31 protein-coding genes and 1 tRNA gene are annotated in these 23,898 nt (G+C 46.5%); 19 read left to right on the top strand and 13 right to left on the bottom strand.

Translation table 11 applies throughout. The features are described from left to right. Positions 1 to 198: 198 nt before the first annotated feature. Positions 199 to 1,014 (top strand): HEAT repeat domain-containing protein, encoded by an 816-nt coding sequence (locus tag ACEW9J_RS10485; RefSeq protein ID WP_373545062.1) that lies wholly within the window; start codon positions 199 to 201, stop codon positions 1,012 to 1,014. Positions 1,015 to 1,043: 29 nt separating this feature from the next. Here ACEW9J_RS10485 and ACEW9J_RS10480 read toward each other — a convergent pair whose 3' ends face one another. The 3 genes from ACEW9J_RS10480 to cobU all read right to left on the bottom strand — a co-directional run bounded on the left by ACEW9J_RS10480 (position 1,044) and on the right by cobU (position 2,464). After that, on the bottom strand, positions 1,044 to 1,232 hold the full coding sequence (locus ACEW9J_RS10480; protein ID WP_373543830.1) for a hypothetical protein: 189 nt from the start codon (positions 1,230 to 1,232) through the stop codon (positions 1,044 to 1,046). Positions 1,233 to 1,242: 10 nt separating this feature from the next. Continuing rightward, complete coding sequence (gene def / locus ACEW9J_RS10475; protein ID WP_373545061.1) at positions 1,243 to 1,815, bottom strand: peptide deformylase; 573 nt, start codon at positions 1,813 to 1,815, stop codon at positions 1,243 to 1,245. Positions 1,816 to 1,921: 106 nt separating this feature from the next. Further along, the gene (cobU, locus tag ACEW9J_RS10470) at positions 1,922 to 2,464 is read right to left on the bottom strand and encodes a bifunctional adenosylcobinamide kinase/adenosylcobinamide-phosphate guanylyltransferase (protein WP_373545060.1); all 543 of its coding nucleotides are present in this window, start codon (positions 2,462 to 2,464) and stop codon (positions 1,922 to 1,924) included. A gap of 154 nt (positions 2,465 to 2,618) precedes the next feature. Between cobU and ACEW9J_RS10465 the strand changes: the two genes are divergently transcribed. Beyond that, positions 2,619 to 3,143 carry a hypothetical protein gene (locus ACEW9J_RS10465; protein ID WP_373545059.1) on the top strand — a complete coding sequence of 175 codons (525 nt, stop codon included), beginning with the start codon at positions 2,619 to 2,621 and terminating at the stop codon, positions 3,141 to 3,143. Here ACEW9J_RS10465 and ACEW9J_RS10460 read toward each other — a convergent pair. Further along, positions 3,140 to 3,718, bottom strand: a complete 579-nt coding sequence (locus ACEW9J_RS10460) for a DUF2939 domain-containing protein (protein ID WP_373545058.1) — start codon at positions 3,716 to 3,718, stop codon at positions 3,140 to 3,142. The two genes, ACEW9J_RS10465 and ACEW9J_RS10460, sit on opposite strands and share 4 nt — an antisense overlap. Before the next feature lie 114 nt (positions 3,719 to 3,832). Then, complete coding sequence (gene argJ, locus ACEW9J_RS10455) at positions 3,833 to 5,071, bottom strand: bifunctional ornithine acetyltransferase/N-acetylglutamate synthase (RefSeq protein WP_373545057.1); 1,239 nt, start codon at positions 5,069 to 5,071, stop codon at positions 3,833 to 3,835. Positions 5,072 to 5,295: 224 nt separating this feature from the next. Between argJ and crtH the strand changes: the two genes are divergently transcribed. Both crtH and ACEW9J_RS10445 read left to right on the top strand, forming a co-directional pair. After that, positions 5,296 to 6,834 (top strand): carotenoid isomerase, encoded by a 1,539-nt coding sequence (gene crtH, locus ACEW9J_RS10450; protein ID WP_373545056.1) that lies wholly within the window; start codon positions 5,296 to 5,298, stop codon positions 6,832 to 6,834. A 485-nt stretch (positions 6,835 to 7,319) separates the two neighbouring features. Next, a complete protein-coding gene (locus tag ACEW9J_RS10445) occupies positions 7,320 to 7,880 on the top strand; it encodes a tetratricopeptide repeat protein (RefSeq protein WP_373545055.1) in 561 nt (186 codons plus the stop codon). A gap of 66 nt (positions 7,881 to 7,946) precedes the next feature. On the opposite strand, the gene ACEW9J_RS10440 is transcribed toward ACEW9J_RS10445, so the two are convergent. From ACEW9J_RS10440 to ACEW9J_RS10430, 3 genes are all read right to left on the bottom strand, one after another. After that, positions 7,947 to 9,116 carry an AAA family ATPase gene (locus ACEW9J_RS10440; protein WP_373545054.1) on the bottom strand — a complete coding sequence of 390 codons (1,170 nt, stop codon included), beginning with the start codon at positions 9,114 to 9,116 and terminating at the stop codon, positions 7,947 to 7,949. A gap of 18 nt (positions 9,117 to 9,134) precedes the next feature. Further along, positions 9,135 to 9,836 (bottom strand): Uma2 family endonuclease, encoded by a 702-nt coding sequence (locus tag ACEW9J_RS10435; protein WP_373545053.1) that lies wholly within the window; start codon positions 9,834 to 9,836, stop codon positions 9,135 to 9,137. Positions 9,837 to 9,970: 134 nt separating this feature from the next. Then, complete coding sequence (locus ACEW9J_RS10430; protein ID WP_373545052.1) at positions 9,971 to 12,175, bottom strand: serine/threonine phosphatase; 2,205 nt, start codon at positions 12,173 to 12,175, stop codon at positions 9,971 to 9,973. Positions 12,176 to 12,180: 5 nt separating this feature from the next. Between ACEW9J_RS10430 and ACEW9J_RS10425 the strand changes: the two genes are divergently transcribed. Then, positions 12,181 to 12,426, top strand: a complete 246-nt coding sequence (locus ACEW9J_RS10425; protein WP_373545051.1) for a hypothetical protein — start codon at positions 12,181 to 12,183, stop codon at positions 12,424 to 12,426. Between the two features lie 147 nt (positions 12,427 to 12,573). On the opposite strand, the gene ACEW9J_RS10420 is transcribed toward ACEW9J_RS10425, so the two are convergent. The 3 genes from ACEW9J_RS10420 to ACEW9J_RS10410 are packed head-to-tail and all read right to left on the bottom strand — an operon-like array spanning position 12,574 to position 14,448. After that, entirely contained in the window at positions 12,574 to 12,699 is a 126-nt protein-coding gene (locus ACEW9J_RS10420; RefSeq protein ID WP_373545050.1) for a hypothetical protein, read from the bottom strand. Continuing rightward, entirely contained in the window at positions 12,692 to 14,293 is a 1,602-nt protein-coding gene (locus tag ACEW9J_RS10415; protein WP_373545049.1) for a hypothetical protein, read from the bottom strand. Before ACEW9J_RS10415 ends, ACEW9J_RS10420 begins: the two co-directional genes overlap by 8 nt. A gap of 2 nt (positions 14,294 to 14,295) precedes the next feature. Further along, positions 14,296 to 14,448: a hypothetical protein gene (locus ACEW9J_RS10410; protein ID WP_373545048.1), complete on the bottom strand. Its 153-nt coding sequence runs from the start codon at positions 14,446 to 14,448 to the stop codon at positions 14,296 to 14,298. Positions 14,449 to 14,643: 195 nt separating this feature from the next. Here ACEW9J_RS10410 and ACEW9J_RS10405 point away from each other — a divergent pair, with 195 nt between their 5' ends. The 14 genes from ACEW9J_RS10405 (at position 14,644) to ACEW9J_RS10340 (ending at position 22,251) form a co-directional block, all read left to right on the top strand. Continuing rightward, the gene (locus ACEW9J_RS10405) at positions 14,644 to 15,000 is read left to right on the top strand and encodes a HesB/IscA family protein (protein ID WP_373545047.1); all 357 of its coding nucleotides are present in this window, start codon (positions 14,644 to 14,646) and stop codon (positions 14,998 to 15,000) included. A gap of 267 nt (positions 15,001 to 15,267) precedes the next feature. Next, the gene (locus ACEW9J_RS10400; RefSeq protein ID WP_373545046.1) at positions 15,268 to 15,699 is read left to right on the top strand and encodes a hypothetical protein; all 432 of its coding nucleotides are present in this window, start codon (positions 15,268 to 15,270) and stop codon (positions 15,697 to 15,699) included. Positions 15,700 to 15,788: 89 nt separating this feature from the next. After that, positions 15,789 to 16,667: a M48 family metallopeptidase gene (locus ACEW9J_RS10395; protein WP_373545045.1), complete on the top strand. Its 879-nt coding sequence runs from the start codon at positions 15,789 to 15,791 to the stop codon at positions 16,665 to 16,667. After that, positions 16,646 to 16,725 (top strand) — tRNA-Leu (locus ACEW9J_RS10390). Before ACEW9J_RS10395 ends, ACEW9J_RS10390 begins: the two co-directional genes overlap by 22 nt. Before the next feature lie 692 nt (positions 16,726 to 17,417). Then, positions 17,418 to 17,651: a hypothetical protein gene (locus ACEW9J_RS10385; protein ID WP_373545044.1), complete on the top strand. Its 234-nt coding sequence runs from the start codon at positions 17,418 to 17,420 to the stop codon at positions 17,649 to 17,651. Between the two features lie 111 nt (positions 17,652 to 17,762). Continuing rightward, complete coding sequence (locus ACEW9J_RS10380; RefSeq protein WP_373545043.1) at positions 17,763 to 17,900, top strand: hypothetical protein; 138 nt, start codon at positions 17,763 to 17,765, stop codon at positions 17,898 to 17,900. Positions 17,901 to 17,982: 82 nt separating this feature from the next. After that, complete coding sequence (locus ACEW9J_RS10375; RefSeq protein ID WP_373545042.1) at positions 17,983 to 18,306, top strand: hypothetical protein; 324 nt, start codon at positions 17,983 to 17,985, stop codon at positions 18,304 to 18,306. 68 nt (positions 18,307 to 18,374) lie between these two features. After that, on the top strand, positions 18,375 to 18,677 hold the full coding sequence (locus tag ACEW9J_RS10370; RefSeq protein WP_373545041.1) for a hypothetical protein: 303 nt from the start codon (positions 18,375 to 18,377) through the stop codon (positions 18,675 to 18,677). 3 nt (positions 18,678 to 18,680) lie between these two features. Further along, positions 18,681 to 18,977, top strand: coding sequence for a hypothetical protein (locus tag ACEW9J_RS10365; protein ID WP_373545040.1), 297 nt, complete (start codon positions 18,681 to 18,683; stop codon positions 18,975 to 18,977). Further along, positions 18,958 to 19,431, top strand: coding sequence for a hypothetical protein (locus tag ACEW9J_RS10360; RefSeq protein WP_373545039.1), 474 nt, complete (start codon positions 18,958 to 18,960; stop codon positions 19,429 to 19,431). The genes ACEW9J_RS10365 and ACEW9J_RS10360 overlap by 20 nt, the downstream gene beginning before the upstream one ends. 16 nt (positions 19,432 to 19,447) lie before the next feature. After that, positions 19,448 to 20,122, top strand: a complete 675-nt coding sequence (locus tag ACEW9J_RS10355; protein ID WP_373545038.1) for a hypothetical protein — start codon at positions 19,448 to 19,450, stop codon at positions 20,120 to 20,122. 86 nt (positions 20,123 to 20,208) lie between these two features. Next, positions 20,209 to 21,591, top strand: a complete 1,383-nt coding sequence (locus tag ACEW9J_RS10350) for a J domain-containing protein (RefSeq protein WP_373545037.1) — start codon at positions 20,209 to 20,211, stop codon at positions 21,589 to 21,591. After that, on the top strand, positions 21,581 to 21,775 hold the full coding sequence (locus ACEW9J_RS10345; protein WP_373545036.1) for a hypothetical protein: 195 nt from the start codon (positions 21,581 to 21,583) through the stop codon (positions 21,773 to 21,775). The genes ACEW9J_RS10350 and ACEW9J_RS10345 overlap by 11 nt, the downstream gene beginning before the upstream one ends. Before the next feature lie 281 nt (positions 21,776 to 22,056). Continuing rightward, positions 22,057 to 22,251 carry a hypothetical protein gene (locus ACEW9J_RS10340; RefSeq protein WP_373545035.1) on the top strand — a complete coding sequence of 65 codons (195 nt, stop codon included), beginning with the start codon at positions 22,057 to 22,059 and terminating at the stop codon, positions 22,249 to 22,251. Positions 22,252 to 22,595: 344 nt separating this feature from the next. Here ACEW9J_RS10340 and ACEW9J_RS10335 read toward each other — a convergent pair whose 3' ends face one another. Together ACEW9J_RS10335 and ACEW9J_RS10330 are read right to left on the bottom strand one after the other, a co-directional pair. Beyond that, positions 22,596 to 22,769 (bottom strand): hypothetical protein, encoded by a 174-nt coding sequence (locus tag ACEW9J_RS10335; RefSeq protein WP_373545034.1) that lies wholly within the window; start codon positions 22,767 to 22,769, stop codon positions 22,596 to 22,598. 312 nt (positions 22,770 to 23,081) lie between these two features. Next, the gene (locus tag ACEW9J_RS10330; protein ID WP_373545033.1) at positions 23,082 to 23,897 is read right to left on the bottom strand and encodes a hypothetical protein; all 816 of its coding nucleotides are present in this window, start codon (positions 23,895 to 23,897) and stop codon (positions 23,082 to 23,084) included. Position 23,898: the final 1 nt, after the last annotated feature.

Genomic DNA, 23,898 nt, shown 5'->3' with positions numbered 1-23,898 from the left:
GTGATGCGGCGGTTGAAGCCAATTCTTACTTGGACTATGCCATCAATGCACTGAGCTAGAAACTCGGCACAGCTTCCCGCAGTCATTTCCATCCGTTAGCAATTGCGTTGGCGAGGGGAAGTGACTGCGGGGCTTTTTTTGGCGAGAACTAATTGTAAAATAAGATCGGTAGGTGTGCTCAATAACTGATTAACTACGATGAATGATGAATCACCAATTCAAGCTGGGCAGCCACTTACTATCGCCCAAGCGATCGCCAACCTCGATGGTGAAGATCTAGGATTGCGCGGATATGCAGCCTGGTGGCTGGGCAAATTTCGAGTCAACGATCCAGGGGCTGTAAGTGGATTGATGGCGGCGTTGTCAGATGGAGCAGACCGTACTCCTGAAGGTGGCTATCCTCTCCGCCGAGCGGCGGCGAGAGCATTGGGCAAGTTAAATGCACTTGCAGCGGTACCTGCTCTAATTGAGTGTTTGGATTGTACGGATTTTTATGTCCGTGAAGCGGCAATCCAAGCTCTGGAAATGTTGGGAGATCCGCGCTGTATCCCGCAGTTAGTGAAGTTTTTAACTACAGCGATTGCTGATGGTCAGCTCCTGCCAGATGGCGCAGATTTTTCGGAACCTTATGACGCGATCTTAGAAGCATTGGGTACGCTCGGTGCCACCACCGCCGTACCCTGGATTCAACCATTCCTCACACATCCGATTCCGCGGATCGAATATGCTGCATTGCGATCGATGTACCAACTTACCCAAGACAATACCTACGGCGATCGATTGGTGCGTGCCTTGGCTCATAGCGATTTACAAGTTAGAAGGGCACTGCTCGCCGATCTCGGCGCGATTGGTTATCTGCCCGCCGCCGTCCCGATTTCGATCGCCCATGCCGAAAATAGCCTCAAACTAATCGCGCTCAAAGGTATCCTCGAAGCGCAAATTGCGCTCTCACCATTCGATCGATTATCCGCAGGTGCAGTGGATGTGATGCAACTAATGGATGGGTTGCTTTAGCACACATTATGTGCTACTTCCCAATTTAACTAGCGAGAATTTTTTACCGCAGTCAGAAACAGAAACACTGTCAGCGGGATGCTTGCAGCTAAAATGCTACCTGTAACTGCCGTGCCCCATTCTGGTGTACCAGAAGTAAGTTCAAACACCGAGCCGACAGCGGCAATCGCAGAAATTGAGGCACCGAGTAAGCAGATACCAGTGAGAGGAGTGTACATGAACTGTTAACTATGCTCCGGGGTTGAGACGTTGGACATGCTGAAGTGAGAAACCTTTTTTCTGAAGTTCCTCAGTGAGAGCGAGTTTATTTTCTACCCGATCGACAAATAAGACACCACCTAAGTGATCCATTTCGTGCTGGATGGCGCGTGCCAATAAGCCATCAGCTTTGAGACTGCGAGGACGACCAAATTCGTCTTTATAAGCCACTTCAATCGTTTCTGGACGCTCGACATCCAAATAGACACCAGGAATACTCAGGCACCCTTCTTGGTCTTTACAGAGGGCTTTGCCATACTTTTTAATAGTCGGATTGATCAAAACTAATGGCGGCACATCAGGTTTATCCAGTTCACAGTCGATGACGATCAATTGCTTGTGAATGCCTACTTGTGGTGCTGCTAAACCGATCCCGTCGGCACTATACATAGTTTGCAGCATCGCGACAATCGTTTGGCGGAGGTCTTCATCTACGCTAGTAATTCTTTTGGCTGGCTGGCGCAATAAGCGATCGCCCAGATAGTGAATATCTAAAGGCGGTTTGGCTAATTTTTTCTTGTCAACGAGGATTGATGTCGGCATGGACGAGTTGCTACGATCGAAGATGTTTAGATGTTGGTGCTGTAAGTTTATTTTAACAGGATTTATGCTTTTGAGTAACTGAGTAGCAGCGCAGCACACATCGAACTCACGTAATTTTAGTACCCAATTGCGATAAGTTTAAAACGTGACCGCCAGTAACCAGATATACTGTACTGGCGATCGTGCCGATCTGACGAGTCAACATCCCCAGCCTGTCACGAAACAACCGCCCGCTCGGATAAGCTGGTACCACGCCCCAGCCCGTCTCTTCGGCTACCAAAACGATCGTCGCTAGACTAGCTGGCAATTCACCCAGCAGCTCTTGAGTCAAATTTTCCCACTCCCGATCCGATCGATCGAGCAAATTTGCCACCCAAGTACCCACCGAATCAACCAACAAGCAGTCTGAAGCTGGAGCTTGATGAATGATGGTGGCTAAATCTTCGATCGCTGATGTAGTCTGCCATGTAGCTGGGCGACGCTGCTGATGCAGCGCGATCCTAGCTTGCCATTCGGGGTCGGTGGGATCTATAGTTGCGGTAGCAATGTAGGTGACGGCTTTGTTGCTCTGGTGAGCGAGAGTCTCCGCCCATTCACTTTTACCACAGCGGGCTGCACCTGTAACTAAAATAAGTTGTCGCTGTTCCATTGGTGTAGCATCTGTTATCAAAAATTAAGTTATGCTGCTAATCATTCAACTCCGACCCATTTAACTGGATCTAAATTGAGCCGCTCCACTGCGCTGTCTGTCCGATCTCGATCGAGCCGTCGCGCGCGCAGCCCAACTATCAACCACATTGAATATGTCAATATCTACAGATCGCAATTTTTTTGAATCGAACGATCGACTAGTCACCACTCAAGTCCCCAAATTTAGCCATCTCCGCCAAGATGCCAACCCAATTTTGGCAGCACATATGCTCCAAGAGATCTACAAAATGGTGACTCAGTGGCAGCAAGAATTGCAAGATATCGCAGCACAAAGCCTAGAGATCGCCAGTAGTGGTACAGTTTTAGCCGCATGGTTAGAATCCCGCACTTTCAATCCAGGCACTACTGGTGAACCGATTCCTACTCCCTATATTACTGTCGATCCGATCGATTTAACTACTGTCGATCCTCAAGCTGGGTATCGATTATGTGGATTGGATGAATATGGCAACTTATGGACGCGTCCTTGTTCGATGGCGGAGATTTTGAGCGTCTCTCAAGCAATTGCTAGATATCAACAGTTAAAGGATTTAGCCGAGCGCAAACAACAAGTTGAGCTACACATTCGTCAGGTACTCGAAGATCTAGTTCACCTGAGGATCGAGTTAGAGGATTAGGTTTGAGAAATGTCGATTCCAGCTAGTTTCCAGGCGATGCCATCGCGCTTCAAAATCAAGCTGACATCTTTAGCTCGATCGACTTTATCGATGATCCGAACGACAAAGCGGTCGAATGACTCGTAGCCCATTGCGATCTCCGAACGAGCCAGATCTCGTTCGAGATTACTAAGATCTATTTTAGCTTCAGGTACTTTATCCAGCATCAATTTTTCGATGCCTTCAGGTGTAATTAAACTATCCACCATTAGACTTACTGTTTTTTCAATCGTACTTATAGTCATTTTTGGCGATCGAGTGTCATTAGCTTCACCGAGCTGTTTAACTACTTGAGCTTTGATATTTTCTTTGAAACTAGTCCGTAGTTCTGCGAAATTAATCTCTTGGGATAAGGCATCAGAGTTACGATTAGTCGTCGCGTTCTTAATGTTATTGATGGTGATGTAAGGTGAATAAAAAAATCCACCACCAGCGAGTGCCATACTACCTATAGCCACCGCAGCACCGATAATAATTGTGTTTCGATCGAGGAAGTTTAGGTGCTGACGTAGTTTCTCTGAGAGAGAGTCAAACATAATTGATTAATGCAATTAATTGGACTAGCCGCTGGTGTCGCTCCGTCATGAGCAACGATCTATAGTAAAAATTTTAACTCGTGAGCACAATATCGATGCCCCCAATCATTAATCCTATGTTGTATATTCTGCATTAATTTTTACATAGTTATAGCTAAGATCGCAGCCCCAGGCAATGCCTACACCAGCACCATTCCCAACAGCTACGCTGATGAGCACAATATCTGTTTTGAGGTATTCCCCCTGACTTGCCGCTTTGAGATAATCACTCGCAGCAACTCGATCGAATGTCAAAGGTTGCCCGTTTGCCATCAATTGGATCTCACCCAAACGTACCGCCAAATTATTTTGATCGAAGGGTACCCCAGCTTTACCAGCCGCCATCGCAATCCGTCCCCAATTAGGATCGTGTCCAAAAATTGCCGCTTTAAGTAATGAAGATCCAGCAATCTCACGCGCTATTTGCCGCGCCTCGCGATCGCTTCCTGTCCCCGATACTCGCACTTCAATCAGACAAGTAGCCCCTTCACCATCGCGAGCGATCGATTTAGCCAAATACTGGCAAACAGCCGTGAGCATCGCTTCCAATTTGTCCGCCTCTGCTCCAGCTTGAACGATCGCTGGCGTCCGCGATTCCCCATTCGCAAGGGCAATGAGCGTGTCATTCGTACTAGTATCACCATCGACAGTAATTTGATTGAAACTCTTATTCGCAGCACGACTTAGCATTTGTTGCCACAGCGTTGTCGATACCGCTGCATCGCAAGTTACAAAAGCCAGTAGAGTTGCCATATTTGGATGGATCATCCCCGAACCCTTCGCCATCCCCCCAATTCGCACGGTGCGATCGCCGATTGTCGTCTCTAGGGCGATCGATTTGCTCACCAAATCAGTCGTCATAATCGCCTTCGCCGCAGCATCGCCCCCATCTGGAGCCGCCGCTGCCACCAAACGCGGAATTCCAGCAATTAAGGCATCCATTTTAATCCGCTGACCAATTACCCCAGTAGAGGCTAGCAAGACCCCTTCTGGCGCGATCCTGAGGGCATCAGCCAGCGCATTAGCACAGTCGATTGCGTCACCCCAACCAGCTTCGCCAGTAGCAGCATTCGCCTGTCCCGAATTGCAGAGAATTGCCCGCGCACTCGGTTTGACAGCAAGTTGTTGGCGACAGTATTCGACACAAGCAGCGCGTACCTGACTCGTCGTGAAGACTCCAGCCGCGATCGCGTCTACATCAGACAGAATCAACGCCAAATCTGGTAACCCTGAAGCCTTTAACCCCGCAGTAATCCCCGCCGCTCTGAAGCCTCGCGGTGCAGTCACTCCCCCAGAAATCTCTTGCCAGTCCATATTCAGTCATCGGTTAGCGGGTACTAATTATCAGCATACTAGAATTAGGTCTTGGGTATGCAGTAATTGAGGCTACAGGGTATATATCTCGTAGCCTTGACTAAGAGCAGCAGTAGGAGGTGACGGGCGCGGACAAATATCAAGTGAGTTTTGGTTTGGCTTATTCGAGAAAAGGGGTAAAATTGAAGATAGAATGACGTTTTAGATTTTTTTAAGATTCGTTTATGACTGTGAGTACTACTGCTGAAACTACTGCGTTGCTGGATGACCGAACGATTTTTGATGCCATTATTATTGGTTCGGGCATTGGTGGATTGGTGACGGCGACTCAGTTGGCGGCTAAGGGTGCGAAGGTTTTGGTATTGGAGCGATATCTGATTCCAGGTGGAAGTTCGGGGTATTTCGATCGCGAGGGGTATCGATTTGATGTTGGTGCTTCGATGATTTTTGGGTTTGGGAAGCAGGGTACGACCAATTTGTTGACGCGTGCGCTAGCCGCCGTGGGTGAAAGTATCGAGACAATTCCCGATCCGGTGCAGGTGCAGTATCATTTACCTGACGATTTGGATATCAAAGTTCATCAGGATTACGAGCAGTTTTTACAGGAACTATTTACTAGATTTCCACATGAAGCGAAGGGAATTAGACAGTTTTATGATGAGTGTTGGCAGGTATTTAATTGCCTGAATGCGATGGATTTGTTATCGCTAGAAGAGTTGCGGTATCTAATGCGGGTATTTTTTCAACATCCAGGTGCCTGTCTGGGTTTAGTCAAGTATTTACCATTGAATGTCGGTGATATCGCCCGCAAGTATATCAAAGATTCAAACGTACTTAAATTTATCGATATCGAGTGCTATATCTGGTCGGTGGTACCTGCGGAAATGACCCCGATGATCAATGCGGGGATGGTATTTTCAGATCGACATTATGGGGGGATTAATTATCCCAAAGGTGGCGTCGGACAAATCGCCCAAAAATTAGTGACTGGCTTGGAAAAAGCTGGCGGGATCATTCACTACAAGTCGCGGGTGACCAAAATCGTCACCGAGCAAGGCAAAGCTGTCGGTGTGAAGTTGGCAAATGGTAAGACTTTGTACGCTAAGAAAATCGTATCCAATGCCACGCGCTGGGATACATTCGAGCAGCTCTTACCAGCGACGGAAATGCCTAAGCAGGAGCAGAAGTGGCAGGAACGCTATCAGAAGTCACCAGCGTTCTTGAGTCTACATTTAGGTGTAGATGCGAGTGTATTGCCTGCGGGTACTGAGTGTCACCATGTGCTGCTCGAAGATTGGACGCAGATGGAGGAGCCAGAGGGGACGATTTTTGTGTCGATTCCGACTTTGCTCGATCCGAGCTTGGCACCAGAGGGATATCAGATCGTTCATGCCTTTACACCCAGTTGGATGAGTGATTGGGAAGGTTTATCACCGAGTGAATATGAAGCCAAAAAAGAGGAACGAGCGGGGGTATTACTCGATCGATTGGAGCGGATTTTCCCTGGGTTAAATGCGGGTTTAGATTTTATGGAAATCGGTACACCGCGCACACACAGACGCTTTCTCGGTCGTGCGGATGGGAGTTATGGCCCGATTCCACGGCGGAAGTTACCAGGATTATTAAATATGCCCTTCAATCGCACGGCAGTACCTGACTTATATTGTGTGGGCGATAGTACCTTTCCAGGGCAAGGTTTGAATGCTGTAGCATTTTCAGGATTTGCTTGCGCTCACCGGATCGCCGCAGATTTGGGGTTGTAGTTGGGGCTATGATGCCTCATATAATTGGGGCGATGAAAGTGACCCAAACCTGTGCGAACTATAACCCTCCCACCCAAGAAATAGACAGTGTTGATTCACCATCCATCATTCACCATTCACCATTCACCATTCATCATTCACCATTCATCATTCACCTTTACATTAGATGTCTAATTCTGCACTAGGAAGGGAGTAGGTTTCCGCTGGGAACCCGTTCGCATTACATCCGTCTACCTTTTACCTAGTCCTTCCTCAAACACATATATTTTTAGCGCAGATCTACCACAAACCAGATCGCCTTTTTTACAATTAGAGTGGGGGAGTGAGTGTCGATTACCTACTTCGTTCGCGTTGGCACAAGCCTGCCGCTCGCGCACAGCGTCGGCTCTGCCGAATCGCGCGGCTACTTGTGCTGAGGGTAGCCGAAGTATGACAACGATTGCTCAACTAATGTTTTTAACTTATTGACTTGCCAGATATTTTCCATGAAAGCCACGCTTGTGCTCCTGACGCTGTTGTTCTCTACCACCTCGATTCCCCTGGCTGCTTGCTCGTCTAGTTTTTCATCACCCACTCCCCAGCCTGCGGTAGCATACAACGATCGCGGTACGACGAAGTATCAGCAGGGCGATGCGCGGGGGGCGATTGTAGAATTCGATCGAGCGATCGCCATTGATGCCAGATATGCCGAAGCTTATACCAATCGAGCTGTCGCTAAACTCGGATTGGGCGATCGACAGGGGGCGATAAATGACTACAGTCGGGCGATCGAGATCGATCCTCAGGATGCACTGACGTATTACAATCGGGGGGTCGCTAAGTTTGAATTAGGGGACAGTCGGGGAGCAATTTCAGATTTCGATCGGGCGATCGCGATTAATCCCCAAGATGCCGAAACTTATACCAATCGGGGTGCAGTCAAACTAACTATGGGTGACAAAAAAGGTGCGCTCGCCGATCTGAGAAAAGGTGCTGAGTTATTTCGTCGCCAAGGACAGACTGCCGATTATGCCAAAACGATGGAGCTGATTCGACAGGCAAAATAGAGCGGTCGTAAGTTAAAGCCGCACCAGCTCCCCGACTTTTGAAGAAGTCGGGGAGCTGCGGATCTGCTACTCCACAACCTCAAGAGCGGCAAAATTACAATTAGCAACCGCTGCTGCGGCATCATCCTGACACTGGAGATAATTTTGCCATGCCGCTGGCGAGACGTGATAGCGACCCAACTGCGCGGAGACGATCGCTGCTAAGTTGGGATCGGGAAAGAAACAGACAAACATCTTGGCGCAACTGTCCTGATTCAGATACCCCAACTCAAACTCGCGATCGCATCTACCAGGGCGAATCAGGGCAGGATCGAGCTGTTGGCGATGATTGGTAGTCAGGATCGTAATGCTGCCTTCGACTGCTCCTGCGCCATCCAGGGTATTCAGGAGCGCGCTAAATGATAACTCTCCCAAGGGTTGGCGACCGGAAAAGACACTATCGATATCTTCGAGGGCGACGATCGAAGTTGCAGTAATTTCCGACCAGGCGCGGAGGAGGGCACTATCATCCATATCGGTCAGGGACAGGGATACAAGCTGTCTCCCATAAAAACTAGCGATCGCTTGAATCAATGAGCTTTTACCCGTACCTGGGGGGCCGTAGAACAGATAGCCGCGCCGCCAGGGGATGCCCCGTTGACGATAGAGATCCCGACTCTGGAGGAATCGATCGAGATCTTTAAATAATTCGGTTTCGGTGACGATATCGATCGCCAGAGTTTCCCTCCGTCGCTTGGTTTGAGTCCGCACGATCGAGATGTTACCACCAATTAGCCGCACGATCAGTGGTGCTTCGAGATTATAATTCGCCTCGATCTCGGTTAGCCATGCGAGTAGTTGGGGTTGCCACCACCGCAGGGTTGCCAAGGCGATCAACTGGGTATTCTGTAACTCAGTGACTTTAAAATCATGACGGTGAATGCCGATATACGCGCCGTGGTAGCCAATGCCAATCCACCCCGAACGCGGTTCTAACTTGGTTTTGAGTGTTGGTGATTCGATCGCTGGGGGCACTAAAGGGGTGGAAGTATAGATGAGTTCGCTAAAGTCATAAACTTTACCCGTGCGTTCTAGCTCCCAACAGATCGCACTATAGATCGGATTGGTTTCGGCGATCGTGATTTGACACACTAGTCTTTGTAGTCCAAACTGACCGATCGTTTTGAGCAAATCGCCGCCATAGCGCAAGACTAAGCCACCTAGAAATAACCAAATCGGATCGAGACCACTAAACATGATTGCGGCAGAATAAGATCATAAGGTATCTGGATCGATGCCTAATTCTCGAAGTTTGGCATCTCGCTTATTTTTATCGATCTCCAGTTGTTGCTTGTCACTCTCCAGTTGCTGCTTGTCACTCTCCAGTTGTTGTTTCTCCGCCAAGATCGTATCGCGTTCGGTGGCAACACTTTCAAAAGTTTTAAACAGTCTTCCATCAGGATGGGTAAGTTGTAATTCACCTTCGCTCAACTGAAAATTAATCCCCAACCGTGGACTAGTCCATCCATCCATCATCTCGATCCGTGCGAGATAGAAATCATCCTCACGTTGGTAGCCTTTGAGGAGATAGCGATCGGGATCGTAAATATAATACTCTTCCACACCACACCGCGCATAAATCTGTAATTTGCGCTCCATTTCACCTTCAGTATTGCTTGGAGACAGGATCTCAAATACCACCTGCGGGACAATATTATCTTCTTGCCACTGTTTGTACGATCCTCGATCGCCTTTTGGTCTCCCAAAGGCAACCATCACATCTGGAGCCACTCGATATTTGGGATTACCTTCAACGGGGTACCATAATAAATCCCCTGCCACAAACACGAGTTCTTCATCCTGAAATAACCAGTCGAGATTGTTTTTGATGACACTAATCAACCGAAATTGCTTGGTATTGTCTGCCATCGGTTGCCCGTCACTGTCTGGATAAAAGATCTCAGTAGTAGTTAGCATTGTAAGTCAAGCTCTCGCTCACGATATTTGTGTCAATTTTAGCAATATTCCCTGAGAAAAATTGAGCCTGCCAAACTTGAAGGGTGAATTTATAGCCGTCAACTGTCAACTGTCAACTGTCAACTGTCAACTATCTAACCCAGCTTCGCCCGAACCACCAGCGCAGTGATATTATCATGCCCATTGTATTCATTAGCAAAATCAATAAGTCGATCGACCCCATCTTGGAGATTGGCATTAGGGGACAACAATGGGGCGACATTGGTAAGCCAATAATTTTCCAATAGTTGATTGTCAGTCAGACCATCAGAAGCGAGTAAGATCAGCGTATCTTCTTGCAGTTCAAAGAATCTAATATCCGGTGCGATATAATTGCGATCGCGTGGTCCGATCGCCTGAGTCAATTGATAAGAATCGGGACGACCATAGGCAATCTCCGGATCGACACCGCGCAAAATTTGCTGCTGTCCGACTTCATGATCGAGGGTGAGCTGGATCAAACCCTGAGTAGGGGTAATCCCGTAACAGCGCGAGTCGCCGACATGTGCGACGGCAATATTTTGGTCTTGAACTAGTACCAGTACTAGTGTGGTACCCATTCTCCCACTGCCATGTGCGGCATTTTGTTGATTGATTTCATGTACGGCTTCATTCGCGGCAACGATCCCTTCGCGGATTGTTTGCTCGTCAGGGAGCGTATCGCCCCATCGCGTCGCAAAATAGTCTCGTAAGATGTCTACTGTCATGGAGCTGGCGATCTCCCCACCAGCATGTCCGCCCATGCCATCGCAGAGGATATACAAACCCTGTGCCGCGATCGTTTTGCCTTTGGGACTATCTTGACGCTCGATCCGGCTGACAACGCCGAAACAATCTTCGTTGTGGTCGCGTTTTTTGCCTGTATGGGTAGCAGCCGCGTCTTCTAAACCGATCAATTTTTTGGCGATGCCAATTGTCGGTGCATCGTGAGGAATGCTCAAATCACCGGAGGCAGTAGATTGCAGGGGTGCGCTGAGTTGTTTTGGTTCGAGTTCGTAAGCAATTTGCTGAAGCCTGGAGCGGACTTCTTCGACGCGTTCGAGTTCACCACTTTGGATCGATTCGATCAAATTGGCGATCGCGACTGTCGGAGATTTCTGCGCTGATGCGGCGTCAGTGTCAAATCGATAAGCACGATCGCACAATTTTTGCCACATCTGCGCCAAATCAGCTAGCTTGAGGTGGCGATCTGTTTCTGGATACAGACGTTGAAAGCAGATGCGGGCATCTTCATCTAGGAGCAGGTTGCCGATTTCCAATAAGCTTTGGCGCATTTGCCACGGCTCTAACGTGACCCAAAGTTTGAGTGTTTGGTCGAGCCAGTAGATCGTTTGGGAAGTTGGAATGCTAGGATCGTTCCAACCACTACTCAACTGTGTCCACTTACTCCGATCCTCGACGATCGTCACTGTTTTGCCATCATTTTCCCAACTATCGCGGATTGCCGGAATCGTCCCTGGCAAACTGACTTGGAGCGCGATGTATGCCTGGGCAACTTTGGGAATACCCCGATCGTTCCAGAATGCCCATTGACGATGTGTTGGGGCGGGTGCAGCACCTGGATGTCGCGGTACGATATCGTCAACAGGGGTATTTAATGTGACGGGTTGTTGCTCCATCAATATCTCCAAAGGGGAATTACAGAAAGGTTGACGATCGATTACCAGGACTTGGCTAGAGTCAGTCGGTGCGAGCAGTTGGATGACTACCGGATCGAGTAGTCGATATTGACATCGAGGATCGAGATAGGTAGTCGCTACCAATGGTTGGCTGTCTGTCATGCTCGGATCTGTCGAGATCGCCTCCTGCCCAGCGGGCTGAGGCAGGCTATCGGCGCGGCTGGGAGTCGGTGGCGATACCCAGTCCCAAGGACTAGTCTCCAAATCATCAACAATTGTGCCCGCCGCCAAGTTGGCTGGGGCGATCTCCACTGGGCTAGCTTCTTGCACTGGTGACGGCAGATCCCACGGACTCAGCTCGAATTCTGACTGGAGATCGCTGGTGCTAGGAGCGATATCTGTGGGCAACGGTGGCGGTGACAATCGCGCTTGAGCCTGGATGGCAGCTAGCGGATCTGGATCTGAAATCGCTACTGCTGTGGTTGGCTCTGTGACTGTCGGTTCGATAATCGCCTGCCAGTAAGTACCGCTGATTGTTTGGCACTGCGGACAACTTTGGGCATCAACTTCCACATTACTGTTACAAGTCGGACAGATATAATGCTTGAGCGATCGACCACAACCTTGACAAAAGTTGTGGTGGTCTGGATTTGGCGATCGACAGTAGGGGCAGGTCAGCATGGTAGATGATAGCAGTGCACAGATGGATGGACGATCGCCGCATCACAGTTGCGGGTGTTGAGTTGGAGGTGCCATCACAGGCGCAGTTGATGATTACCGCTCGGTACGGCGATGCCAACGGGTGTGGATCTGAGCATTCTCACAGGTTGAGGATTTTTCTCCAGATCTTCACCGCGTTACAAACTAGCTCTGTTGGCTTCACCTCAGAGCCAACTCAACTTGACGGCTCACTTGACGAAGACTACATCTAGTTTGCCATGCACTAGTCGCGGATTGATGCAATCTAGCAAAAATAAATACTCTAATCTCTATACTTCCCATGCGATCGACTCAAATTCACACTCCATCGCCGTGATTTCGAGATTTTTTGCCGATCCTGAGCGATAGCATTGACGCCATTACACACCCACGATCGTACCGTCAACCGATCGCCATCTCAAACATCTGCCAATATACAGCATTCTAGACTTGAGAGCTAATCCTCCCCATTTTGCTGGCTCAACTGCAACTCTCGGCTTACTCAAAATGAGGCGTCAATTGTAACGTCCCCAGTCCCAGATCGTCATTCGATAGGGATTTGGTTTCGAGAAAGGCGATCGTCTCGCGGATGCCAGGATTGCCCCGCGCTTTACCTGTCAGCCCTTGAGCGACGAGCAACCCGCAATAGCCCTGAGTTTTTTTGCTGCGTTGGTGCCACTTTTTGCGAGCTTCGATATGGACGGCACTTTCATGATGAAACTCGCCAAATAGCTGCATTTCCCCATCAGCCAACTGGAGAATACCCAAGTCAAAGCTATCGCCCGCGATCGGATCTTCGCCTGGATTGAAGCAAATCCCCTGTAAGCCGCCAGCTTGTTGAATCCGCTCGATGATTTCGCGAGCTTTGGGGCGGGTGGTTTGGATCAGGATAATTGGCAATCCTTCCCCAGCTTGTCTGACTTCACTGGTTTGATGATAAGTTGCTGACTGCCGAATTGTTTCGACTCGATCCCAGGGCATCATCCCCAAGCTGATAAATGAGTTATGCGGGATCAAGTCTTCGCGAATTTGTAACTCTGATGGATCGAACTCATCATCGCCGCTCATCGCCAAGTGCATCTGGAGCAACTCTTGGGAGAGTTCGGGGAGTGTTTCGACATATATCTGCTCGATCCGATCGAGATCGGGGTTCTGAACTTCGATCTCAGTGCTCAGGCTCGGCAGATCGTCTGCTTGTAATTGCTGCCCAAAAGCGGTGATAAACCCCTTGAGTGCCGCTAAGGCGATTTGAGTCGCGATCGCTTCTGCCTCGTACAGGAAGGGGCGCATCCCCTCCATTGGGTGAATGTTCCCGAAGTTGGGCACGATCTCCGCCGCCGACAAGGCATCCAGATCGCGATCGCGATCTGGCGCGAGGGCGTCGAAAGTCACGAAGATACAATCTTGAGCTAAAAAGGCTGACTCCATCTGAGTCCCTTCGTCTTCATTGAGAGCCATCGCCCGAAACCTTTTGAGGGAATCGACCGATCGATATAGCAATACCCCATACTCCATTCCCAGCATCCCCATCACTGAGACGTAGAATTTTTCGATATCCCACTGATTTAACTCGATCGAGATTGCTTCATAATCAGCTAGCAGCGACCATGGAGCTAGCTCCCAAATTTCACGAGCGGTTGCCCTGAGCAAATCGAGATATTTGCGCGGCAATTTGGGGGCGCGTGCGCCAGCCATCTGGGCAAAGCGATTGAATAATTCGTCGATCACTGGCAATTGGGGCACATAATCGACGATGATGTCTAATTCTTGCAGTACGCCCCGCAGGTAAAATTGTAACTGGCGATCGCGGACGATAATTTTCTCGGGACGTGCTGGCTGGGAGGGCGGTTGTGGTGCTTCCATCGCTTTGATCAGCGTCCTGACGATCGCTTCGATCCCCATCGTCTGGTTGACTACTTCCATCGAGCGCACGACACATTCCACCCCGTCTACCCAGACGATCGATTCCCGTCGCTCGTCATCTGCTAATTCCGCTTCTGCCATCAACTGCGCTACATATCGTCTGTCTCCCTCCCAGACGCTGGGAACTTGAGGGAGTTGTTGAAGCCGTCGCTGAGTGGAAGGACTAATCGCTGTCATAATCAAATTGCACCTAGAAACCTTAGCGTCAGCGGAAAATGTAGAGCTAATCTGGCGACGGTCGATCGAGACGCGTTGGCGTAGCCTACCGTTAGGTAATCGCCACAGCGGCTTGTTACCAAAATTGCCACAGCATTGCCACGATAAGTCGCCACTAGTTATTTACGCCATATCCGCTAAAATCTGAAATATATCTTCATACTAAGTTAGCATCGCTGCCATCCCGATCTTATTCGTTAATCTGTAGTCATGACCTTTCTGGCTAGAGAAGTTAACATAGATTAAAGATGCGATTTATTTAACATCTCAAATTTTCCACTAGATTGTTTACTAGGAGTCGATCGAAGGTCATGACTGAAGTAATTACAGCCAAACCCCCCAGCATCCAAATGACTGACAATGCGCTGACGCATGTACTAGCACTGCGAGCCAAACAAGATAAGGATCTCTGCTTGCGCGTCGGCGTCCGCCAAGGTGGTTGTTCGGGAATGTCCTATGTCATGGATTTTGAAGATCCCAGTCAAATCCGCGCTGATGACGAAATCTGCGACTATAGCGGTTTCAAGCTAGTCTGCGATCGCAAGAGTATGCTCTATGTCTACGGTTTAGTCCTAGACTACAGCGATGCCATGATCGGTGGTGGTTTCCAATTCACCAACCCCAATGCCGCTCAAAGCTGTGGCTGTGGTAAGTCTTTTGCAGTTTAGGAAGGCTTTAGGTTTTAGGTTTTAGCGGATGCGCGCCCGCCTTTGTTCCCCGACGGTTTAGCGAAAAGTGCGTTCTTGGGCTTTGCCCAAGTGAAGCACCTTTTCAAGACAGCGGCGTTTTTATGTCTAGGGTTCCCCCCGAATAAAAAAACGACAAGACAGCGCAACCTTGCAGGCTTTAGGGATTGGAACAGTTAGCAGATCGCTCTGTGGCGATCCAGTCCCAACTTTCATCTCTCAACTTTCATCTCCCATCTCTCAACTCTTATGGCTGAAACGATCGCTCCTGCTGAATTATTTGACAACGCGATTAAGGACTATCAGGCTGGTGAGAAAAGTCCGGCACAGCTATTACCGATTTTCGTAGATATTTGTAATCGATCGCCAAAACTTGATAGTGCTTGGACGTGTTTAGCCTGGTTGTACCTGCTCGAAGATAAGCCCCAACTGGCGATCAAAGCCGCTCAGAAATCGATGAAAATCGATCCCTTCGATGCCCAAACGCGAATCAATCTCGCCGCAGCGATGCTCGAAACCAAACAATCTGGAGTCCGCGAACATATTGAGATGGCAAAAAGTCTCGTTGAGGCTGCTCCAGAAGTTCGCGAACAAGTAGTCGCCAATTTTCAGGATGGATTTGCCCGCAAACCTGACTGGGCAAGTCTCAAACGGATCGAAAAGTTGATATTTGCAGACTAATATTTCGATTATTCATCAGTACGCCTCGTGAATTGTGAACGCCGATCTGGGTGACAGAATTCCCAAGCTATCATTCATCATCTCTAAATATGTTAAACACTAAGACTCAATTAATTGGCTTACAAGCCGACAGGTTTCGCCACCCCCTAGACTTGGAAGCAACTACCAGCCTGCGGAGACTCCCAGGCTTGGATCTATTGGTTCGCAATTTACTCGGTGGTGTCACCGAAGACTTTTTATATCTAAATAATATTGCCGCCAGTGTACTGATTGGCGAACAGCAACTACCCCACATTCACAAATTACTGGTTGAAGCCTGTCAGATCCTCGATCTGGAAGTACCCCAACTCTACCTCAAACAGCATCCAGCTCCAAATGCCTACACGATGGCAGTACGGGGTAAAAAACCATTTATTGTCGTCCATACCTCACTGGTAGATCTACTCACCCCTGAAGAACTCCAGGCGGTACTCGCCCATGAATTGGGGCATCTCAAGTGCGAACATGGCGTCTACCTTACCCTCGCCAATATTATCGTCCTCGCCACAGGCGGATTATTGCCTGGGGTCGGCAATGCGATCGCCCAAAATCTGCAAGCACAGATGTTACAATGGTTACGCTGTGCCGAGTTTAGTTGCGATCGCGCGGCTCTGCTCGTCAGTCAAGATCCCCAGACAGTCATCTCCGTCCTGATGAAACTTTCTGGTGGTTCCCCACTGCTGGCACCACTGCTGAATGTCGATGCGTTTTTGGCTCAGGCTCGTGACTATGAGGCGATCGGGAGTACCGATTTTGGCAAAATGCTTACAACCACCCAAACCTCACAACTCAGCCATCCCGTCCCCGTGTTGCGGGCAAAGGAGATCGATCTCTGGTCACAAACTGATAATTATCAGTCCTTGCTAAACAACCCCAATATGCGTTATGATAAGCAAGCTATAAATACGGCTGGCTGGCGGAATTGGTAGACGCAGTTGACTCAAAATCATCCGCGAAAGCGTGTCGGTTCGAGTCCGACGCTGGCCATTTTTAGCAGGTGCAATCAGCGATTTGCGACATATCAGCTACAGGCATCAACCCCATACACACTGTCACTAAGCCTCGCTGACACCATCAGTTAGACTTGAAAATAAATTACATAGCTTTTGGAGAGATAATCTTCAAGGGTTATTTTTTTGTCCATACTAGGCAACAGTTACAGCCTCACTGTGTGACTGCCATGTGATTGTAGGTGTAAGAATAAGTTACAGAAACCATGCTAACGGAGGCGGCTTCCATTGCCCCTTGCGTCCCCTACCCCTTACCATACGGCGATCCTACGGTATAAATCGCTACCAAATGTTACAGGCAACAGCTAGAGCGTAGTCAGTGTAACAGTTTTGCGATATTCAGCGTGTCCGTAGTCTCACTGATTGACTCTCACAAAGCCACAGTGTTAGATTGATTGCATCGAAACAAACGACACAGCCACCGCCTCCCAGATGGGTTTGAGCAGTTGGCAGTCGAGAGTCGATAAAAAAATGACCGCCACGGAAAACCGAGACAGTCAAACACAAAAAATACATATTCCCATTCTATCAAAGCATTCTTAATTACAGGTTCGGTCGAACCGATTGAGTATTTACACTTAGCGCAATTGTGCTGTTTTACTCCAATCCTGTTACTACTATCACGTAGTTAATTTTGCTGCGAGGGTTTGGGCATTATCCAAAATCATAATGTCAAACATCACTCCACCAATCATCGACGAAACTATTCAGCCAGCCAGAAGATCCAGAGAATTAACAAAACGGGTTTACGTCTCCTTTACCGAAGGGGAATATGAATCGTTAACATCTGCGATTCTCAAAGCATCAGCAACTAAGGGTATTCGCTCTCACTCTTCCCTCGTTCGAGAATTAGCAATTACGCAATTAATGAACGGTGAAACAGAAACCAAAGAAAAAGCATAAAACTATCTGGCTTACTTTTTATTATCGCTGTCATCACTCAATCGCTATTCTAGAATCTACTCGACAAGTTAAACAAACTCGATTATCCATTAGCACTCGCTACTGTCTGCAATGCAAAAAAATCTATTACCCGTTCAAATGATTCTATGGATATTAATGATGGTTATTAGCACCACGTTATCCATTGCCATCATCCAACAAGTCGAACAACGCACTACCCAGCTTCGCATCGAATCTTTAGTTAAATAAGAATTGGTTTGTAAACCAGATTATTGATTATTTCAATAGCAAAGCTTCAGCGTGTCCAAAAATTCACCCTATCACTAACAAAATGTCAAACATTACCCTAACAATCGCATCAGATCGCCTAGACTTTGCAATTGGTTTAATGCAAGGTGCTGCACTCGCTAACCCAAAACTAACTGATAATGCAATCGGGAAACGCCTTGAATTTTACGGCTACACTCCCATCGAGATTATGCTAGCTAAACAATTTTCGCCCGAACGCTTGGAAGCCATTCAAAATCCCGTAGTTAAGGAAGCTAAAAAGCGCGGACGCAAAGCTAAAGCGGTGATTGTCCAATCTGACATAACCATGACTGAATACGAAACTGTCGAAAGCTATGACAGTCAAGATGATGGTTTAGGTGTCTAACCATCATTATCGCGGGAAGTCACTAACCGCATTCACCATCCACCATCCACCAATCAAAATAAACAGAGATGAGTATTAATTTAGACAAGATTGCAATGGCGGTAAAATATTTGCAGTTAAAACAGTTGCAAGTGGTGCGAGAACCTTTTATTGATGGCTTGCAGTTAACGAAAGAGGACGAAAATGTAATTGCGGATTTGATGTCTAAGCAAGTAGTTAAAAGCACATTAAGCTGCTACCTACTTTATTGCGGTAACACTGCTGTTGAGGTTTGCAATTCTTACGAGGATGCTTTAGAACGTCAATCTTTCTATTCCTTCAATTACGATTTAATTATCGATATCATCCCTCACGCAATCCACATTGTATAAAAAATGGAAAACGAACTAGACCAAGTGGATTGGAAAGAATTGGGGAAAGGATGGAACAATCAACCAGTACATCCAGATATGTTTTCAGATAATGGGTATGTAGCAATTAAGGAGGCAAAACCAAAGGGAGCCAAACACCACGAAACACCGCGCCTATACAAAGTTTCGTATAACAGCGAGTATGCAATGTATAAGTTATCCTCTACCCTATTCAGTTTTGCTCGTTATGTGCAAAAGGATAAATTTCTCACAATCATTGAAAAGGTTTGGGAGATGGTAAATGACCAGAATCCAAACTAATCACTCTACTCAAGTTTGGGTGAATCAATACAGTGGGATGGAATGTGATAGAAATGATGCTCATGCAATTTATTTTGCATCATTACTAGAGATGAGGGTGTATCGTTCTTTGCTTGCAATTCCCTTACAAATATTAAGACAGCGGAATTTATTAGTGAAGCCTAAAACCGCGAACTTTCCTCCCATCAATTGGTGTGTTGACTTTCGTATCTACTCCAAATCCAATCCATCACTAGGACACCTAAACATTGAGGCTAAAGGTTTATGCACTGATAGTTTCTTACTACGGCTACAGATGCTCGAATATCATCAACCAGACGAATTTAGTCGCACATTGATAGTTACGGCTAACGGTGATGTAACCGTACCCGCAATATTAAGAAGCGCGGTCTGTAACAAAATGGTGATTAGAGAGCGGGATCTGATTGCTAAATTAATCGAATTAAATTACTAAAGGACAGAAGGACAAAATGGCAATCTTACTTAATGACAATGGCGGTATTTTTTCGAGCTATTATAGCAAGGCGGAATCATTTACCATTTACTTTGACCAAGCTTTGTTAAGCAAAAATGATAAGGGAGGATTGAATTTATATGCTAATGTCACGTCATCAGTTGGTATCAAAATGAAAGTTGATGAAAAATGGATTGACATTCCAAAGGATAAATATCCAATGAAAATCAATTTTACTTTTGCAACTGAAACTAAAGAGAAAGAAATATTGTATGCCACTCAAGCATTGATGCGGTTTGTGGAACAATCCAAAATTGAGCTACCAGCTAAACTGTCCGGTGAGATTGATATAGCACCTGCAAGCCCTGATATTTTGGCTTTCGCATCCACTGGCGAGGGTGATTTGAATCGGCTAGGCGTTAAATTCTTTGGATTAAATGTCTTTACAGGAGAGTTCACTTTAGGAGATGCTCCCAAAAGTTCCGGCGGTGGGAAAGGATACGGCGGTGGCGGTGGACAAAAGCAAGTGGAGATTATCGCAGATCGCGTTGCCTACATTAAAAGTCTAGGTGAAATTAAAAATGCAGCGGATTTATTGGAAGGCTTTATGGCGATTAACACTATTAGCAAAGAAGTAGGGGTAGATCAGGGAATGACGTTTAACGACTTCATTAAAACGATCCTTCGATAGACCATTTGATTTATCGGCGATAATTATCGCCTATATTTATCGCCGATAATCATTTTATCTGAAAGCATACCCCACTTATCGGCAATATGAACGAACTAGAATTTACCGACTATTATCAACTGTTGTCACTACCCACCACCGCTACAGAGGCAGAGATTAAGGCGAGCTACAAAGTATTGAAATCAGATTTGTCTAGCACTCCTAGTCCCGTCTCGACTGCTAAAATTGCATTGTTAGATAAGGCTATTGATACGCTGTGTGATAAGGCGCGGCGGCTTCCGTACGATACCGAATATGCTGCCAACCTTGAAAAGTATCGCGTCGCTAGCGCGCCAAAATACAAGGATTTCACCCATTTTCGCTTAGACTCTCAAGATTCATGGCAATCGCTGTTCGACGCTTCTCTACCCGTTGGCAAGCTCTTGGAATCAATTCTAAACCAACTGGTATTGTTGCCAGAGGCAGAGCTGCAAGTGCCCGTAATAGCGGCGTATATGTCAGTTCCTACCGCGCTTACTAACACTATCCCTATCCTATTTTGTAACGGAGCGTCTGGGTCTGGCAAAACTCAGATTTTACAATTGTTACAGGTAGTTTGGAATTTGAAAACTATCCTCACTAGCAACACAACTGGGGTGGCGTTACGCAACGATATCAAAGCTTTCAAGTTTGAAGATCCTGAAAATTCAGCTTACGAGAAAGTGGTGCATGGCGTAGTTTTTGACGACCTTTTACCGAATCAATTTACGCTAAACCCCTACCTCTATGCTCTGCTTAAAGCTGGGTATAAACGTGGTGCGGACACTATTAAAATCGCTGATAAGGAAGGCAAGAACATCGAGTTTAGAGTTTATGGTGGAAGGGGATTTAGCAGTGTCACCCCGTTCGATTCGATACCGGAATTTAGCGAGTTGAGGCGGCGGATGCTGACAATCCGAACCATAGCAATGAGAAATGCCAGTGTCCTCAATCCAGACTCTATTGGCTGGGGTGGTTTACATTCTAAGCTAAAAGATTTTTGGCATGAAGATAGTAATTGTGATGACTTTTCACGCTGCTATCGCGTCCTGGAAAATCGAGCATCTAAAAATAAGCTACCCTTCCACTCGCACCATTCAGCAATATCAGGTGCCCTACTTGCTGCTGGTTGCTCTACTGGGGTGTGGAGTGGCACAGATGAAGCGATTGAATGTGTGGGTAAGTATTGGGAGTGGATTGGATTGAAGCGCGAGTATATGGAATCATCCACTATTCGGGAAATTAAGGCATTCATCGACCTGGAAATTAACGCCTCCGTAATGCACGGTAGACCGATTATGTTCAGTGGGAAAAAGTTAAATGGACACTTGGAGATGTTGAAAAAAGAAGGGCATCTAGACACACTCCTTACCACTCCACAACTAGCGGACATCATGAAAGGGATGGGATATCGATTAATTAAGGGCACTTGGGAGAAACGTGACAATTAAAAATGATGAATTGTTGACGGGATTTAAAGCTGAGCGAGATTATATTCTTGTTCAAATTGATGAGTTAGAAACTCGCATTCAAACAGCCATAACAAACAGCGACCCAAATCATACGGGTTTACGACGGGAATTAAAAGAGCTAGCTTTGCTATTGAATAACGGTTACGGGATGTTGCGTGAATGAGTATATGTCATGTTTTATCAGCTTATTGGAAAGCGAGAATAATAAGGGATTTTATAGACGGGGAATCAATGTACTCACTTACCGAACTTTATAAGATACCCATGTTAGACATCGAATACATCATTAGAGAGGCATTAATGTAATGAGTCATTATCGATGGAGAGTAGTTAAGTTTTTTACAGATGAATTGTTGAAACTAGACCGACACACTAAGGGGCTGTTTGTTACCCGCAAAGCGGCAATTGCCTATTGTGAAGTGTTAGGCAAAACTAAACAAGTAAATGAGCTATTTGCAGTGGAGAGAATTAACAATGATTAAACACGGCTTGTATTTGACAATTGACCAATTGAAACTGGTAGAGTCATTGATTGAAACTACTTTCCAGTTGGAAGGTGTGGATGACACAATGGCAAGTAAGATGAATGATTTATTAGATGAAATTGTTGATTTAATTGAATTAGTGGAGGAAGATTAGAAATCAGATGTGTTTAGAGTTGGTTGGTGATTCGTTAGGTTCATTATCTGTTGATTATGATGTTGACTACGAAGAAATAGAACAATTGCTGAGAGAGTATTTTACAAGTGAAACTAACAGAAACAAACGTAAGCGAACACTGGCAAAAAAGACTGATTGAATCACTATACAACTTATGGCTTGAAGGTAATTCAATCGCTGATATTGCGCGTAGATTCGGAGTCCAAGAGTATACAATCGAGTGCATTTTAAGGGAGATAGTCAATGGCAACCAGTAAATAAAGCTACAAAAATAAACCCCTATAACCTTAAATGGCTGTAGGGGTTTATTTTATTAATGCAATCTAACGCAATACATCTGCCAGCACTGGCTGAATCCATTCGGTCATCGCTAATTTAATCGATTGTACCGAGGCGGTGGACAGGCAGAGAATGACTAGAATTGATGCTAAGTGAACATTGCGAGATAGCTTTCGTGTTGGTAGCAAAACCGTCGCTGGATCGTCTGAGTATTTCATAGGTTCCCGTCTCTTTCATTCTCTCGTTTACTTGGTGGATAATTCGATTCCGATCTCTGCTGCAACACTCGTCCACTATACAAGCCGATTACCGATCCAGTGTATAGTTCAAATAGCTTATCCTCTAAGTTGGGACGATTAAAAACGTACCCAGTGGCGAGAATATTTACACCTGAAATAGAGAGAACTATCAGCTTGTCAATCGGAATAGATTTAAAATTTTCAAACATTGGAAGGAGTGTGAACTGAGATAAAATAATTATCGGCGATAATTATCGCCTATATTTATCGCCGATAAATCAAATAGTAGAGTTATACGGCTACGCTACTATCAATTGGCTGAGTTGGTGCCTCAATATAGGATGGCATTGGTGGGGTCAAAACTCCATTAGTGGTAACCACTACGGACAATTCAGCGGACGCGCTAGAGATTGCCCACACAGCACAACTCGCAAACTCACGGGGAATTTCGACCACACTATTTAGCCCTGTCATCGCATAACTGTAGCCAGATACAGAGAACCATTCACTAGTCCCAAAGACATCAAAAGGAAACGATGGTGGTTCGCTTTCAGTTAACCAAATGTGGACAGGCGCGTCAACGACCGAGGTAAGGATAATCCCAGTGTTTGATTCGTTGGCAGCTACACATTGATAAAACTCTTGAGGATTCATCAACACATTGGACTTAGAAATAATTGGAAATACTCTAGGCACAGGTGTCCCTGTCTCGACCACGGCGGTCACAATTGGAGTGATATCTAAAGAGTTATAAATTGACATCTTGCTTATTTTCTTAGCAGGTTTGGGTAGTTGCAGTAAGGCGGTAATTGGTGATTTATTCGGATTATCTAATCGCACACTGAACGGGTAAGGTTTAATGTTTTCAATTAGAGTGAGGGATGGTTTAGTGTCACCAATATTAAGGGCAAATACGTCATCATCAATATTCTCGTTATAAACCACCGTTAAAGTAGGGGAAAGTATTTGAGTCTGAATTGCTTTATTAGCTAAAAATATTTCAATCTTTAGCCGCAAAACGTCCGAATCAAACACCTTACCCTCAAACTTATAACTGGCATTACCCCTACAGGATCGAGTGATAGATTGTTGCCAGTCATTGTTCATT

This window comes from Chamaesiphon sp. (genome assembly GCF_041737865.1).
Classification (GTDB): domain Bacteria; phylum Cyanobacteriota; class Cyanobacteriia; order Cyanobacteriales; family Chamaesiphonaceae; genus Chamaesiphon.
Note: the sequence above shows the minus strand (reverse complement) of the source record. Positions and strands in the feature narration are given on the sequence as shown.

Excerpts from the sequence above, each read along its gene's own strand:
- ACEW9J_RS10485 (WP_373545062.1), top strand. The coding sequence starts at position 199 with ATGAATGATGAATCACCAATTCAAGCTGGGCAGCCACTTACTATCGCC.
- ACEW9J_RS10480 (WP_373543830.1), bottom strand. The coding sequence starts at position 1,232 with ATGTACACTCCTCTCACTGGTATCTGCTTACTCGGTGCCTCAATTTCT.
- def (WP_373545061.1), bottom strand. The coding sequence starts at position 1,815 with ATGCCGACATCAATCCTCGTTGACAAGAAAAAATTAGCCAAACCGCCT.
- cobU (WP_373545060.1), bottom strand. The coding sequence starts at position 2,464 with ATGGAACAGCGACAACTTATTTTAGTTACAGGTGCAGCCCGCTGTGGT.
- ACEW9J_RS10465 (WP_373545059.1), top strand. The coding sequence starts at position 2,619 with ATGTCAATATCTACAGATCGCAATTTTTTTGAATCGAACGATCGACTA.
- ACEW9J_RS10460 (WP_373545058.1), bottom strand. The coding sequence starts at position 3,718 with ATGTTTGACTCTCTCTCAGAGAAACTACGTCAGCACCTAAACTTCCTC.
- argJ (WP_373545057.1), bottom strand. The coding sequence starts at position 5,071 with ATGGACTGGCAAGAGATTTCTGGGGGAGTGACTGCACCGCGAGGCTTC.
- crtH (WP_373545056.1), top strand. The coding sequence starts at position 5,296 with ATGACTGTGAGTACTACTGCTGAAACTACTGCGTTGCTGGATGACCGA.
- ACEW9J_RS10445 (WP_373545055.1), top strand. The coding sequence starts at position 7,320 with ATGAAAGCCACGCTTGTGCTCCTGACGCTGTTGTTCTCTACCACCTCG.
- ACEW9J_RS10440 (WP_373545054.1), bottom strand. The coding sequence starts at position 9,116 with ATGTTTAGTGGTCTCGATCCGATTTGGTTATTTCTAGGTGGCTTAGTC.
- ACEW9J_RS10435 (WP_373545053.1), bottom strand. The coding sequence starts at position 9,836 with ATGCTAACTACTACTGAGATCTTTTATCCAGACAGTGACGGGCAACCG.
- ACEW9J_RS10430 (WP_373545052.1), bottom strand. The coding sequence starts at position 12,175 with ATGCTGACCTGCCCCTACTGTCGATCGCCAAATCCAGACCACCACAAC.
- ACEW9J_RS10425 (WP_373545051.1), top strand. The coding sequence starts at position 12,181 with ATGATAGCAGTGCACAGATGGATGGACGATCGCCGCATCACAGTTGCG.
- ACEW9J_RS10415 (WP_373545049.1), bottom strand. The coding sequence starts at position 14,293 with ATGACAGCGATTAGTCCTTCCACTCAGCGACGGCTTCAACAACTCCCT.
- ACEW9J_RS10405 (WP_373545047.1), top strand. The coding sequence starts at position 14,644 with ATGACTGAAGTAATTACAGCCAAACCCCCCAGCATCCAAATGACTGAC.
- ACEW9J_RS10400 (WP_373545046.1), top strand. The coding sequence starts at position 15,268 with ATGGCTGAAACGATCGCTCCTGCTGAATTATTTGACAACGCGATTAAG.
- ACEW9J_RS10395 (WP_373545045.1), top strand. The coding sequence starts at position 15,789 with ATGTTAAACACTAAGACTCAATTAATTGGCTTACAAGCCGACAGGTTT.
- ACEW9J_RS10385 (WP_373545044.1), top strand. The coding sequence starts at position 17,418 with ATGTCAAACATCACTCCACCAATCATCGACGAAACTATTCAGCCAGCC.
- ACEW9J_RS10380 (WP_373545043.1), top strand. The coding sequence starts at position 17,763 with ATGCAAAAAAATCTATTACCCGTTCAAATGATTCTATGGATATTAATG.
- ACEW9J_RS10375 (WP_373545042.1), top strand. The coding sequence starts at position 17,983 with ATGTCAAACATTACCCTAACAATCGCATCAGATCGCCTAGACTTTGCA.
- ACEW9J_RS10370 (WP_373545041.1), top strand. The coding sequence starts at position 18,375 with ATGAGTATTAATTTAGACAAGATTGCAATGGCGGTAAAATATTTGCAG.
- ACEW9J_RS10365 (WP_373545040.1), top strand. The coding sequence starts at position 18,681 with ATGGAAAACGAACTAGACCAAGTGGATTGGAAAGAATTGGGGAAAGGA.
- ACEW9J_RS10360 (WP_373545039.1), top strand. The coding sequence starts at position 18,958 with ATGACCAGAATCCAAACTAATCACTCTACTCAAGTTTGGGTGAATCAA.
- ACEW9J_RS10355 (WP_373545038.1), top strand. The coding sequence starts at position 19,448 with ATGGCAATCTTACTTAATGACAATGGCGGTATTTTTTCGAGCTATTAT.
- ACEW9J_RS10350 (WP_373545037.1), top strand. The coding sequence starts at position 20,209 with ATGAACGAACTAGAATTTACCGACTATTATCAACTGTTGTCACTACCC.
- ACEW9J_RS10340 (WP_373545035.1), top strand. The coding sequence starts at position 22,057 with ATGAGCTATTTGCAGTGGAGAGAATTAACAATGATTAAACACGGCTTG.
- ACEW9J_RS10335 (WP_373545034.1), bottom strand. The coding sequence starts at position 22,769 with ATGAAATACTCAGACGATCCAGCGACGGTTTTGCTACCAACACGAAAG.
- ACEW9J_RS10330 (WP_373545033.1), bottom strand. The coding sequence starts at position 23,897 with ATGAACAATGACTGGCAACAATCTATCACTCGATCCTGTAGGGGTAAT.